9 protein-coding genes and 1 pseudogene are annotated in these 13,176 nt (G+C 68.2%); 6 read left to right on the top strand and 4 right to left on the bottom strand.

Going from position 1 to position 13,176, the window contains the following annotated elements; genetic code table 11:
- Window positions 1–8: 8 nt before the first annotated feature.
- Entirely contained in the window at window positions 9–1,271 is a 1,263-nt protein-coding gene (locus ABN028_RS01890) for a YbiU family protein (protein WP_349695378.1), read from the top strand.
- Between the two features lie 61 nt (window positions 1,272–1,332).
- On the opposite strand, the gene ABN028_RS01885 is transcribed toward ABN028_RS01890, so the two are convergent.
- The 3 genes from ABN028_RS01885 to ABN028_RS01875 are packed head-to-tail and all read right to left on the bottom strand — an operon-like array spanning window position 1,333 to window position 5,424.
- Window positions 1,333–3,213 carry an ABC transporter ATP-binding protein gene (locus ABN028_RS01885; RefSeq protein ID WP_349695377.1) on the bottom strand — a complete coding sequence of 627 codons (1,881 nt, stop codon included), beginning with the start codon at window positions 3,211–3,213 and terminating at the stop codon, window positions 1,333–1,335.
- Complete coding sequence (locus ABN028_RS01880) at window positions 3,210–5,048, bottom strand: ABC transporter ATP-binding protein (RefSeq protein WP_349695376.1); 1,839 nt, start codon at window positions 5,046–5,048, stop codon at window positions 3,210–3,212. Before ABN028_RS01880 ends, ABN028_RS01885 begins: the two co-directional genes overlap by 4 nt.
- 1 nt (window position 5,049) lies before the next feature.
- The gene (locus ABN028_RS01875) at window positions 5,050–5,424 is read right to left on the bottom strand and encodes a VOC family protein (RefSeq protein ID WP_349328883.1); all 375 of its coding nucleotides are present in this window, start codon (window positions 5,422–5,424) and stop codon (window positions 5,050–5,052) included.
- A 69-nt stretch (window positions 5,425–5,493) separates the two neighbouring features.
- Between ABN028_RS01875 and ABN028_RS01870 the strand changes: the two genes are divergently transcribed.
- The 5 genes from ABN028_RS01870 (at window position 5,494) to ABN028_RS01850 (ending at window position 11,849) form a co-directional block, all read left to right on the top strand.
- Window positions 5,494–6,672, top strand: a complete 1,179-nt coding sequence (locus ABN028_RS01870) for an ArsR/SmtB family transcription factor (RefSeq protein ID WP_349695375.1) — start codon at window positions 5,494–5,496, stop codon at window positions 6,670–6,672.
- A 199-nt stretch (window positions 6,673–6,871) separates the two neighbouring features.
- Window positions 6,872–8,446: an ABC transporter substrate-binding protein gene (locus ABN028_RS01865; RefSeq protein WP_349695374.1), complete on the top strand. Its 1,575-nt coding sequence runs from the start codon at window positions 6,872–6,874 to the stop codon at window positions 8,444–8,446.
- A 66-nt stretch (window positions 8,447–8,512) separates the two neighbouring features.
- Window positions 8,513–9,499 carry a carbohydrate ABC transporter permease gene (locus tag ABN028_RS01860; RefSeq protein ID WP_349328886.1) on the top strand — a complete coding sequence of 329 codons (987 nt, stop codon included), beginning with the start codon at window positions 8,513–8,515 and terminating at the stop codon, window positions 9,497–9,499.
- A gap of 11 nt (window positions 9,500–9,510) precedes the next feature.
- A complete protein-coding gene (locus ABN028_RS01855) occupies window positions 9,511–10,407 on the top strand; it encodes a carbohydrate ABC transporter permease (RefSeq protein WP_349328887.1) in 897 nt (298 codons plus the stop codon).
- A gap of 56 nt (window positions 10,408–10,463) precedes the next feature.
- Window positions 10,464–11,849 (top strand): sulfatase family protein, encoded by a 1,386-nt coding sequence (locus ABN028_RS01850; protein WP_349695373.1) that lies wholly within the window; start codon window positions 10,464–10,466, stop codon window positions 11,847–11,849.
- 54 nt (window positions 11,850–11,903) lie between these two features.
- Here ABN028_RS01850 and dgoD read toward each other — a convergent pair.
- Window positions 11,904–13,051, bottom strand: a pseudogene (gene dgoD, locus ABN028_RS01845) (galactonate dehydratase).
- Window positions 13,052–13,176 lie beyond the last annotated feature (125 nt).

The following is a 13,176-nucleotide window of genomic DNA, read 5'->3' as shown; positions in this document are numbered from 1 at the left end:
AGCCGACCATGACCACCACGAAGACGACCCCCGGGACCACGCACGTGCCGGCCGACATACCTGCCGCGATCGCGCGTACGAAAGCGGACCTGCGGCGCAGGATCGGCGACTACGCCGGCGTTTTCCGCGAGGTCGAGGACGCCATGCGGACGGAGGTGGCGGCCGTTGCCGCCGCGCGCGATGCCGGCGAGGAGGTGTGGCCGGTCGTTCAATTCGCCGACATCGCCCACCAGTCCGTCCCCGCCGACACCATCACAGCCGTACGCAGACGAGGCTGCGCGGTGGTGCGCGGGACGTTCGAACGGGAGCGTGCCGAGGCGTGGGACCAGCAGCTGGTCGACTACGTCGAGGCCAACAACTTCGCCGAGACCTACCGCTGGATCGACGACGGCGTGTTCGGCGGCCTGGCCGCGGGAGTGCCGCCGATCTTTCCGATCTACTGGTCCAGGCCGCAGATGGAGGCGCGCGAGGACCCGCACATGGTCGCCACCCGGAGTTTCCTCAACGGCTTCTGGAAGCACGAGTCCGAAGGACGCGTGTGGTTCGATCCCCACCTGGACACGGCCTACCCCGACCGGGTGCGTCGCCGACCACCCGGCACCACGTCCGATGGGCTCTCACCCCACACCGACTCCGGTTCCGTCGAACGCTGGGTGCTCCCCGCCTACCAGAACGTCTTCCGGCACGTCTTCGACGGCGACTGGCGCTCCTATGATCCCTGGGACGGCGCCTATCGCACCGAGGTGAACGAGTTTCCCTCCACCGTCATGTGCTCGGCCTTCCGTACCTTCCAGGGTTGGACCGCCCTGGCCGACATGGAGCCCAGCGAAGGCGTGCTGCACGTCGTTCCGATCCCCCACGCGATGGTCTACCTCCTCCTCCGCGCGCTCCAGGACGACATCGCCGACGACGACCTCTGCGGCGCTGTCAACGGGCAGGCACTGCCGATCACCGAGCAGTACCACGCGGTTCTCCTGCCAGCCTTGACGCCCATCCCGGCCGTGCGGCCGGGCGACACCGTCTGGTGGCACGGTGACATGATCCACGCCGTCGGTCCCGTCCAGGACCAGAAGGGGTGGGGAAACGTCATGTACGTCCCCGCCTCGCCGTGGTGCCGGAAGAACCTGGAGTACGCCACCCGGTGCGGCCAGGACTTCCTTGCCGGTAAGAGTCCGTCCGACTTCGCCGCCGAGGACTACGAGGTCAGCTGGACCGGACGTCCGACGGTCGACGACCTGAGCGCTGTGGGGCGCAGGCAGCTCGGCCTCTGACCGACAACGCCGGACGCACGTCTCGGTCGGGCGAAGGGTCGTGCGGGCGTTGGCGCAAGCGTCAGCGGTACGCCTTGGCCTGGATGCCGTAGAGCTCGGCGTACGTACCGCCAGCGGCCATCAGGTCCTCGTGAGATCCGACCTCGACGAGTCGGGATCCCTGCAGGACAAGGATGAGGTCGGCCATCCGTACGGTCGAGAACCGGTGCGAGACCAGGATCGTGATCCGGCCGGCGCCAGCTCCGCCGCGCGCCTGCTGGGAGAAGCTCTCGAAGAGCGCGTGCTCGGTCTCCGCGTCGAGCGCGGCCGTGGGCTCGTCGAGCACCTGGAGCAGGGTGCCGTCCCGCATGAAGCCGCGCGCCAGCGCGACCTTCTGCCACTGCCCGAACGAAAGGTCGACGCCGTCGTCCCAGGTGGGTCCGAGCTGGGTGTCGAGACCGTCCCGTAGGCGGGCAACGACGTCGTCCGCTCCGGCACGGTGTACGGCGTCCTTCACCGCCGGACGGTCGTCCACGCGGGGCAGATCACCCACACCGATCGAGTGGCTGGCGGGGAACTCGAAGGTGAAGAAGTCCTGGTAGGCGCCGGCCATCCGCGCTCGCCATTCCGAGGCGGGCAGCCGCGCCAGGTCGACACCGTCGACGGTGATACGACCGCTCGCGGGTTCGTAGAACCGCGACAGTAGCTTCATCAGCGTCGACTTGCCCGCTCCGTTGTCGCCCACGACAGCGATCACCGAACCCGCCGGCAACGTGACGCTGACGTCCTCCAACGCCCACCGGTCCGTGCCGGGATAGCGGAAAGACACGTGGTCGAGGACGATGCCGTCGGAAAGCCGATCCGGTACGACGCCGTCCGCGGTGTCGCGATGCTCGTTCGCATAGGACTCGAGCCAGACCAGTCGCTGCGACGCGTCCAGCCACATGCGTACGAAGTCGGCTTGGCCGGCCGTCATCGCGACGTACTGGGAGAGCCGGCTCCCCGCGGTCACCACCAGCAGGACCTCCCCGGCGGTTCCGGACAGGACGGTCGCGGTCGCCACCACGGCACCGACGAGCGCGGCGGCGAAGAGGCACCAACTGGCGGCCTGCCACCACGCGGTGTGCCAACGGGTGCGGGCAAGCGGGGCGTACCACGACTCCCACGCCTCGCGACGCCGGCGCACCAGGTCGGGGCCGATCCGGGAGAGGCGGACCTCCTTGCCTGGCGCCTGGGTCGTGCCGAGTGTGAAGAGATGCCGGTGCCGGCGTTCGTACGGCGCCACGTCTTCGTACACCCGCTGGGACACCGCGGATCGGCGGGCGGACACCCACACCGTCGGGAGGGCGAACGCCAGCAGCACCACCATGGCCGGATGGACCGACATCACCAGGCCCAGCGTGATCGCGAGGCGTAAGGCGGCACCGAGCATGCTGAACAGCGCGAGGAACATGTGGTCGAGCTGCCAGGCCTGCTCCTTCAACACCGAGAGCCGGTCGAGATAGTCCGGCCGCTCCTGGTGCTCGATGGTCGGGACCTGCGCCTGCAGCTTCGCGACGTGGCCCTCGAGTGTCGCGCCGACCCTCATCCGGAACGTCCGTTGGATGCGGCCCGCCAGCGTCTGCAACGCCCACGACCCGACGCCCGATGCGGCCAAGCCGACGCAGCCGGCAAGGATCTTGCCCTGGCTACCCTGCGAGAATCCATCGGCGAGCAACAGCAGCCAGACCGCGAACAGGCTGTCCGGTACCGCTTCCAGCAGCGCCATCCCGAACGACAGTGCGATCAGCTTCGGTTCGGCTTCGTACGCCAGACGCATCGAACGCCACAGCGTCGGCAGCGTGCGCGGGAGCGCCTGCGGCTCGGTGGTGGCGGTCACGCGTCCTCCCCCCGCCAGACGCATCGAACGCCACAGCGTCGGCAGCGTGCGCGGGAGCGCCTGCGGCTCGGTGGTGGCGGTCACGCGTCCTCCCCCTCGGCGAAGCGGGCCGCCTGCAGGTCGAACATCGTCCGGTACCGCCCGCCGGCGGCCATCAGCTCCTCATGTGAGCCCAACTCGACGACGCGACCGCCTTCGAGCACGCAGATGCGGTCGGCGTGGCGCACGGTCGAGAACCGGTGGGAGACGAGGATCGTCGTCAGTCCTCGGGTGGCCACCAGGATGCGGTCGAAGACCTCCGCCTCACCGCGTACGTCGAGCTGCGCGGTCGGCTCGTCCAGGATCACCACCTGGGCTCCCTGCGCCACGGCGGCGAGCGCGCGGGCGAGTGCGACCCGCTGCCACTGACCGCCGGAGAGGTCGGTGCCCTCGGCGAACTGCTTCGACAGGACGGTGTCGAGCTCGGCCAGGTCCGCCGCGCCAGCCTGCGCCAAGGCCGTGCGTACGACCTCATCCGGGGCGCCAGATGGTGCGACGTTCTCGCGCAGCGTGAGCTGGTAGCGCACGAAGTCCTGGAACGCCGCGGCGATCTGGGCCCGCCACGAGTCGGGCGCGAACGTCCGCAGGTCGATGCCGTCGGCGCTCACCGTTCCTGACGTCGGGTCGTAGAGGCGGGCGAGCAACTTCACGAGCGTGGTCTTGCCCGCGCCGTTCTGGCCGACGATCGCGAGCGACGTACCAGCCTCGATCGTCAGGTCGAGACCGTCGAGGATCGGCCGGGAGTCCGCCCGGTAGGCGAACGACACGTCGTCGAACCGGATCTGTCGGGCCGGCAGCCCTTGTGCGGAAGCGGTTCCGGCCGGCAGGTCGCCAACCTCACGCATGGCCGGCTCCAGCCCGGCGACGACCGGCACCGGGCGCGACCCGTCCGCGAGCCACCAGTCGAACTCCAGCGTGGCCAGGGCGCTGACCCCGATCGCCGTTCCCGCGTACGCAATAAGCCGCGACAGGCTGAGGTCACCGCTCGACGCGGCCCGCGCCAGCGCCCACGCGACGATACCGTTGCCGATCATGAGAACGAGCAGTGTGAGGCTGACCGAACGCTCCTTGAGGCGGGTGGCCTGCAGCGAGATCTCGAGCAGTGCCTTGCGCCGGTCGGTGAACCGGGTCGCCGTCCATTCGGCCAGCCCGAACAGCCTTATTTCCTTGGCCGCCGGGGAGTCCACCGCCATCCGGTACGCGTAGTCGGCGTGCCGCTGGTGCTCCCTCACCTCGTCGGAGCGCCAGTCGTTCCACGCCAAACTGTCGCGCAGCAGGATGTGCGGTGAAAGCCAGACGACGAGCAGGACCAGGCCGGCCCACCAGCGGAACCCACACAGGACGAGCGCCGAGACAATGCCGGCGCCGAAACTGACGAATCCTGACCCGATGTAACCCATGCAGACGCGCAGCGCGGGCGAGGTGATCCCGAGGTCGAAGTCGCGGGCGAGGCTGAAGTCGCTCGCCAGGTCGGGGTCCTCCAGGTGCGCGATGCCGACCGGACTCACCGCCGCGGTCGCCAGGCGGTCCTGGAGTGCGGCGGCGGTCCGGTCCCCCAGGTTGGTCGCGAGTTCGGTGTGCAACGGACCGAGAACCTGCAGCAGCGCGAAGAGCGCGCCCACCGCCGCCAGCGGCAGCCCCAGTGAGCTGCTTCCCTCGATCGATCGGGCGCCGGCGACCGATCCGACCAGCCAGCCGATGGAGACCGCCAGCGCCGGGGGCAGTGCCGCGCGGACGACGATCAGCGCCCACCACGCGGCGGCCAGCCGGCGGTCCGCCTGCCAGATGGCGCGGAAGAGCAGCTGACACTCGGCCGAGTCACGGAGCCGAGCCCACCACGAGGCCCGGACCGCGCCGGTCGGCTGAGCCGCGACCGCCACCTCAGGAACCCGACGGTGGCAGCGGCGCGCTCAGCGTCAGGCCGTAACCGTCGGGGTCGAGAACCCCGGCCTCCCGGACGCCCCACGGCTGGTCGTTCGGCTCGGTGCTGATCCGGTACCCGGCCGACCTCAGACGCTCGACGATGCCGTCGACGTCATCGACAGCGAAGTAGCCAAGGTAGTGCGGCGGCGACAGGTCGTGGCGCTGGTGCAGGAGCAGCCACGCACCCTCGGGATCGCCCTTGGTGGGCAGGTGCAGGGCGATGTCGCCTTCGGAGGACTGCCGCTTCAGCCCGAGCGCGTCTTCGTAGAACTGCGCCGATCTCTCCAGGTCGGCGCAGAAGATCACCAGTCCGTCGAACGCCAGAGTGCCCACTGCGGCCTCCTTTCGCCGTACGCCGACGCCACCGTGGCGTGCGAGTTGCGCAATGCGCATAATAGGCACATGAGCGGACCGGTGCCAGATCTCGCCGATGCGCGGCCAGCTCCACTACTGCGGGTCGCGGAACCGACCCTCGCCGCGACCATGCCGACCGCGATGCTGCTGGTCGACTACGCGCTGGCCTGGAAAGCCATGCCCACGCCGGAGTTGCAGGCCCTGGCGGAGCAGGTGCCGGCCGACGCCGTCGAGGAGAGCTGGCCGGTCCGGGCGGCGCTGGCGCACGGCGCCGTCCTGCGCGCGGTTCTCCTCCACCACCTTCCTGCCGAGCACGCCGGGCACACAGACTGGCCGTCGCTGCGACGCTGGATCGCCGATTGGCCGGACGAGTTCGTGCTCGGCCTGATCGACTGGGGCGTGGACTCGGTGATGCACTACGGCAAACCACCGCGCGATCCGGCGCCGACGGCGGCGAGAATCACCTTCCTGTCTGCGCCCTCGCCGTCGATGCGCCGGGACGCTGCCGAGGTCCTTCGCGCGTGGAATGTTCCGAACGCCGCCGAGCGAGCGAACGAGTTGCTCGACGCCACGACGTTTCGATCTGCTCTGCTCAACCTGCTCGACGTCATCTGGGACGGCTGGCTCGACCGGGTCTGGCGCGAGTCACTCGACGCCATGCGTACGGCGGTCGCGTCGACACCCTCCCCGCCGCCGGGCTGCGGCGGCGCGCAGTGGATCAGCATGGTCACCGGACTGCGGCCCGACGAGCAGTACGCCGCCGCCGCCGAGGCCGCGACCGAGCTGGTCGTGATGCCCTCACCCGGCCTGGGCCGGAGCCTGTCGCTCTTCGCCGACCAGACCACGTGGGTGCTCTTCACCCCACACCGCGAACCGCCCTGGTCGGCGACCACCACATCGTCGGGTCGATCCGCTGGTACGACCGTGCGTACGAACGGAGGCGAACGGACCGGCATCTCCGTCGGCCGGCTGGCCGCGTTGGCGCCGACCATGCATGCACTCGGCGACCGGACCCGGCTGGCCATCACCCTGCACCTGCTCGACAACGGGCCACTTACCATGCAGCAGCTCGCCGACACGCTGGAGGTGCACCAGAGCACGATCTCGCGACAGGTCACCGCACTGCGGCGGGCCGGAATGGTCACCGTCCAGGACGACCGGCGCATCGCCGTCGACCGCGACGCGATCCGCCAAACGTGCCAGACCCTGCTCACGGCCCTGGACTGAGCGGCCGGGCGCCTGTCCAGGTGTGGTCACGCGACGGCCCGGCGATGGTCCGGTCGAGGCCTTGACAGGTCCCACGGATCGGAGCAACCTACCCAGCGAGACGTGAAGTTAATCGTATAACCATGCGATGTCAGACTCGCCGGATATCTCGATCGTTCCAGCCGCCGGGCACGGTGGCTCGTAGGACCAGGAGTGGGCGATGGGCAGGAACGGACAGCCGATCAGTGGCCGCCTTTCGCGGCGGGGCATGCTCGCCGCTCTGGGTGGGGCAGGCCTGGGAATCGGCCTGATGGGGTGCGAGGTCGTCACCGATCCGAATGCCGGCGGCGGCCCGCAACGCAAGAAGCCGGCGCGAAGGTACAACATCCCCGACAGCGGTGCGAAGCTGCCGACCGGCGAGGTCACGTTCCAGTGGATGGACAGCGGTGACCTGAAGGCGATGTTCGAAGAGCCGTTGTTCCGGGCGTACGAGAAGAAGCACACCAACATCACGATCGACTACCAGGACTCACCCTGGGAGCGGATCAACGAGGTGGTGCCACTCGGCGTCCGCAACGGCACCGCACCCGACGTGTTCGCGCAGCCGAACAACGTTCCCGTGCAGGTGATGGTGAACGAAGGATGGGTCGCCCCCATCGACGACCTCATCCCGGACTTCGAGACCTGGAAGAAGGGATTCCCGGACAACGCCTTCATCTCGGGCGTGCACATCTTCAACGACCGCACCTACGCCTGGCCGGTGACCTCGAGCAAGCGCTGGGGACACCTGCTGATGTACGACCGGGAGTATCTCGACCAGGCCGGCTACGACCCGGAGAGCCAGCCACTCAGCTGGGACGACTTCCGCGCGGCGGCGAAGAAGGTCACCCAGCAGGGCGGAGGCGACTACTACGGGCTGATGCTCGCCGGTACGGCGATCAGCGGTGTCGCGACCCGCCTGGCCGAGTTGGCCGGGCTCCGCGGCGATGCGGGTTCGGGGATCGACTGGAAGACCGGCGAGTTCACCTTCACGGCACCGGAGTTGCTCGACGCCTTCGAACTCCTCTTGGCGATCAAGTCCGACGGCAGCATCTTCCCCGGCTTCCTCAGCCTGGCCGACGCCGACTCACGCGCGCGGATGCCCCAGCGGGTCGCGGGGATGATCTTCGACGGTCCGTGGGACATCCCGGAGTGGCCGGCGATCAACCCGGACTACGACTTCGGTGTCGCGATGCCGCCGAGCCCCACCGCGGGCGAGTGGGCGCCGGCGTCGTATCAGGAGGTCGGCTCCAACCAGGCGTTCGTGTTCGCCGACGGCAAGCACAAGGAGATCGCGGGCGACCTGTTCTCCTACATGGGCAGCCTCGAGGGTCAGACGAACATCGTCACCGCGTCCGAGGGCAACCTGAGCTCGTTGATGCCGGAGGCCAACGAGCGGGCCCGGCAGACCAACCTGCTCACCGGCCGCGCCAAGGCAGGTTGGGATGTCGCCAACCGGCTGCTCCACGCCGCCCCGATGGTGGCGGTACGCAACCCCGACACCGTCCAGGTGATCCTGGAACAGAAGCCGGTGCAACCAGCGTTGGTCGACATCGCCCAGGGCATCTTCAGCGGCCAGGTCGATGACGTCAAGGCGGCCTTGCGCGACCTGTACGACCGCAGCAACCAGGCACTCGACGACGCGATCGAGGCCGCGCAGGCCAAGGGTGCGGAAGTCTCCCGCGACGACTGGGTGTTCCCCAACTGGGACCCCACGAAGGACTACACCCCCGAGATGTACGACGAGTTGGCGTGAGCGGCGTGCGGCGCGTGAGCGACGTGGGGCGTGCGCGACCCGCCAGCTCCGGCCCGGAGGTCAGTGATGGCGGTCACACGCGACACCCGTGAGCTCGCCCGCGCGGGACGCGGCAGCTCGAGCGGGACCTGGCAGCAGATCCTCAAGTCCCGTTGGTGTTATCTGTTCATGGTCCCGTCGCTGGTGCTGGCGGGGATGTTCACGTTCTATCCGATGGTGATGTCGTGGTACTTCTCGTTCCTGAACTGGACCGGGTTCACCGCGGACAAGACCTTCGTCGGACTCGACAACTACCGCGAACTGGTCGACGACCCGCTGTTCTGGGACGCGTTCGGCCGTTCGTTCCTCTTCGTCCTGGTCGCGGTTCCGGTCCGGCTGGTGTTGTCGCTTCTCGTCGCCATCCTGCTCAACAACCAGATGCTCAGGCTCGCTCCGGTCTTTCGTACGTTCTTCTTCCTGCCCGTCATCACCACGGCAGCGATCGTCGGCATCGTGATGACGTTCGTGCTGAGCCCCTTCCAGGGTCCGATGAACCAGGCGCTGACCGGACTCGGGATCGTGCCAGCACCCGTCGACTTCCTCGGCAACCCCGACACCGCGTTGTGGTCGGTCATGGCCGTGGAGGTGTGGAAGAACTTCGGTATCACGATGATCTACTGGCTGGCCGCGCTGCAGACCGTGCCGAAGATCTACTACGAGGCGGCGAAGGTCGACGGCGCCAGCAGGTTCCAACTGGTGCGTTACATCACCGTTCCGGTGCTGCTGCCCTTCGCCGCGATCATCACCCTGCTCACCGCCAACGCCACGTTGCATGTCTTCGCGATCGTGCAGGCGATGACCAAGGGCGGGCCGTACTTCTCGACGCAGGTGATCGAGGTCTACATCTACCAGACCGCCTTCGCCGCCGACCAGGCCGGCGGCGTGCCCCGGTTGGGTTACGCCTCAGCAGCCGGCTGTCTCTTCGGCGTCGTCGTCATGCTGATCGCAATCCTCCAGGTCTACGTCGCCCGCAGGGCCGCGCAGGCCAGATCCCAACTGGTGGGCGGCGGGTGAGAGGAGGACACATGGTGACCCTCGACAGCCAGGCCGGCCAGCGTGCGCCGACCACGCCGCGCCCGAGGCGGACCCGCGGGCGCATGACCACCTGGCTTCGCACAACCCTCATCTCCGCGGTGCTGTTCGCGGTCTGCTTCGTCTGGATCTATCCGTTCCTGTGGATGGTTTCCTCGTCGATCAAGACCAACGCCGAGATCTTCGCCGGACTGAGCCTGTTTCCCAAGGCGATCCGGCTCGACAACTACGTCCGTGCGTGGAATGACGCCCACATCGGGGACTACTTCTTCAACACAGTTTTCGTGACGGTCATGTCCATCATCATCTCCGTGCTTGCCGTCTCGATGATGGGCTATGTGCTGGGGCGCTACCGCTTTCCTGGCAAGAAAGTCGTCATCGGCCTGCTCGCGGCCGCCATCTTCCTGCCAGAGGGTTACACGATCATTCCGGTCTTCGACCTGATCAACAAACTAGGTTTGCAGGACTCGCTCTGGGGCATCACGCTGGCCGAAGCGGGCGGGGCACACGTGGTCGCGACGCTGCTCTTCGCCGGCTTCTTCAGTCAGCTGCCGAAAGAGCTCGAGGAGGCCGCAATGATGGACGGCGCCGGTTTCTTCCGGATCTTCTGGCAGGTCTACCTTCCACTGGCCAAGCCGGTGGTCGCGACCGCGGTCATCCTGCAGTTCATGCACTCGTGGAACGACTTCCTGCTCCCCCTGGTGCTCACCCTCAACCAGCCGGAGCTGCGTACCTTGTCGGTGGGAATCTACTCCTTCCAGGGTGAGTACTTCACCGACTGGAGCGGCATGGCCGCCGCCGCCACGATCAGCCTGCTGCCTATCATCGTGTTGTTCCTCTTCCTGCAGCGCTACTTCGTCGAGGGCGTCGCGGGAGCCGTCAAACAGTGAGCCAACCCCACAGTGGCGTCCATCCCACCGTGGGTACAGCGGAGGTGCCTGACCACATGACGGGAACGAACGTGCTCATCCTCAAAGACGACGAGCACGGTCCCAGAATCGCTTCCACCGCTGGGCATCCGTTCGTCCAGACGCCGAACCTGGACCGCCTGGCAGCGCGTGGGGTGGTCTTCGAGAACGCCTACTGCCCTTCTCCGCTGTGCTGTCCGTCGCGGTCGTCGTTCATCTCGGGTCGGCCGGTGCACGAGATCCAGGCCTACAACAACTCGATGGTCATCGACCGACCCAACTACCCGTCCTACGGGCGACTGCTCGATGAAGCCGGCGTGCACACCGTCCACGCCGGCAAGGTCGACGCCTACCGCCGGCCGCACGAGCTCGGGTTCAGCGAGATGCTCGGCGCCGACTACCGCGCCGACGGCGACGGTGAGATCAGCCGCGAACCCCTTGCCCTGCGGGGCGATGCACGCCAGCGCGCGCGTGGCGTCGGCGTCGTCGACGACCCGTTCCGCGCCGACAAGCGACGGATGGCAGACGCGCTCGACTTCCTCGGCCGATCCACCGACCTCGGCAAGCCGTGGACGATGGAGGTCAACCTGATCGCGCCGCACTTCCCGCACCGCGTCACCCAGGAGCTGTGGGATCTCTACGCCGGTCATGACGACCTGCCGGAGTACGACGTGACGGCCACGTCCGCCCAGCATCCGTACGCCGAAGACCTGCGGAAGCACTTCGGCACGGACGTGTTCACCGAGGAGGTGACGCGGGCGCACCGCCGCGCCTACTACGGACGGGTCACCTGGGTCGACCGGCAGCTGGGGATTCTCCTCGACACACTCGAACGCACCGGCCAGCTCGACCGCACCGTCGTGGCGTTCACCTCCGACCACGGCGAGATGCTCGGGTTGTTCGGCATGTGGTGGAAGTGCAGCATGTACGACGACTCCGTACGCGTGCCACTGGTCGTCGCCGGACCCGGTTTCCCGTCGGGCGTACGCGTGCGCACTCCCGTGTCCCAGCTGGACCTCAACGCCGCCGCCTTCGCCGCGGTCGGCGCAGCTCGACCGCCGGACCTCTCGGGAACCCCCTTGCAGCAGGTGCATCCGGACGATCCGGACCGGGCGGTCTTCGCCGAGTACCACGGGCACGGCACCCGGGGCAGCTCCTTCATGATCCGTCAGGGGCGTTGGAAGTTCCTCCACAACGCCAGGGCACCGCACCAGTTGTTCGACCTCGACGACGATCCGTTCGAGTTGCGGAACCTCGCCACGGACGCGCCGGATGTGGTGCGTACGTTGACCGAACGCCTGCGCGAGGAGTTCTGCGACCCGGATCTCGAGCAGGATCGGGCGGAGGCGTTCATCCAGCGTCAGCTCGCGGCGTTGGGAAGCAGCGGTTCCACCCCGCGTAGCCGGGTTTCCACCAGCTCCTGATCGCCGCCCGACCCAGCGCTCGGCCAACGAGACCCAGAGCGCGGCAAACGAGACTCAGAGCTCGGCGAACGAACCGTCCGGGTGGCGCCAGGGAGTGATCCGGTACCTGTGGCCCTCCCTGTCCGCGCGGCGCACGGCTTCCTCGTCCACCTCGATGCCCAGTCCAGGAGCGGTCGGCCTGGGGATGTGCCCGTCGACCAGCCGGAAGACCTCGCAGTCGACGAAGTCCGCCAGGAGTTCACTTCCGCCGTCGTGTTCGATCCCGAGGGCCTGCTCCTGGATCAGGAAGTTCGGCGTCGCGAAGTTGACCTGGAGTGAGGACGCCAGGGCGATCGGTCCGAGCGGACAGTGCGGGGCAAGGGTGGCGCCGAAGATCTCCGCGAGACTGGCGATGCGGCGTACCTCCGAGATGCCGCCCGCGTGCGAGAGATCGGGCTGCACCACGGTGATGCCGGCCTCGAGCACCGGCAGGAACTCCGCGCGGGAGAACAGCCGTTCGCCGGTCGCGAGGGGAATGACCGTGCCCGCCACGATCCGTGGCAACACCTGACCGTGCTCGGGCAGCACCGGTTCCTCGACGAACAACGGGTCGTAGGGCTCCAGACGGTGAGGACCCTGCGCGCCATTGCCGGGGAGAACCGGCCGTGGAAGTCGACAGCCAGGTCGCGGTCGTCCCCGAGCGCCTCGCGAACCGCCGCGACCCGCGCCACGATGAGACGGGTCTGGCGCGGGGTGTCCACCGCACCGAGAGTGTGTGGTGCGCCGAGCATCTTGACGGCCGTGAGGCCCGCCTCGGCAGCGGCCGCTGCACGTTCGGCGATCGCTTCGGGGTCTGCACCGGCGATCCAGCCGTACACGCGTACGCGGTCGCGGACCGGCCCACCGAGCAGCTCGTGCACCGGCGCGCCACGCACCTTGCCGGCGATGTCCCACAGCGCCTGGTCGACACCCGCGACCGCACTCGACAGGACCGGGCCACCGCGATAGAAGCCACCTTTCGACAACACCTGCCAGTGGTCTTCCGTACGTAGCGGATCGGCACCGACCAGGAGTTCCGCCAGCTGGTGCACGGCCGTGCGTACGGTCTCGGCCCGACCTTCGAGGACGGGCTCGCCCCATCCGACGACGCCGTCGTCGGTCTCCACCCGCAGGAACAACCAGCGCGGAGGTACGAGGAACGTCTCGACCCTGGTGATCTTCATGAGGGGTGAACCGCCTTGTCTGAGGGGGGTTTCGGATGGACCCGGTGAGGACCTGGAACTCGACACTACGGCGACAAGACTCGCGCGGAACCGCAGCAGGATCTCGCGTAGCGTTCATCTGCGGG

The sequence above is a fragment of the Actinopolymorpha sp. B17G11 genome (genome assembly GCF_040196095.1).
In the GTDB taxonomy this organism is placed as follows: domain Bacteria; phylum Actinomycetota; class Actinomycetes; order Propionibacteriales; family Actinopolymorphaceae; genus Thermasporomyces.
Note: the sequence above shows the minus strand (reverse complement) of the source record. Positions and strands in the feature narration are given on the sequence as shown.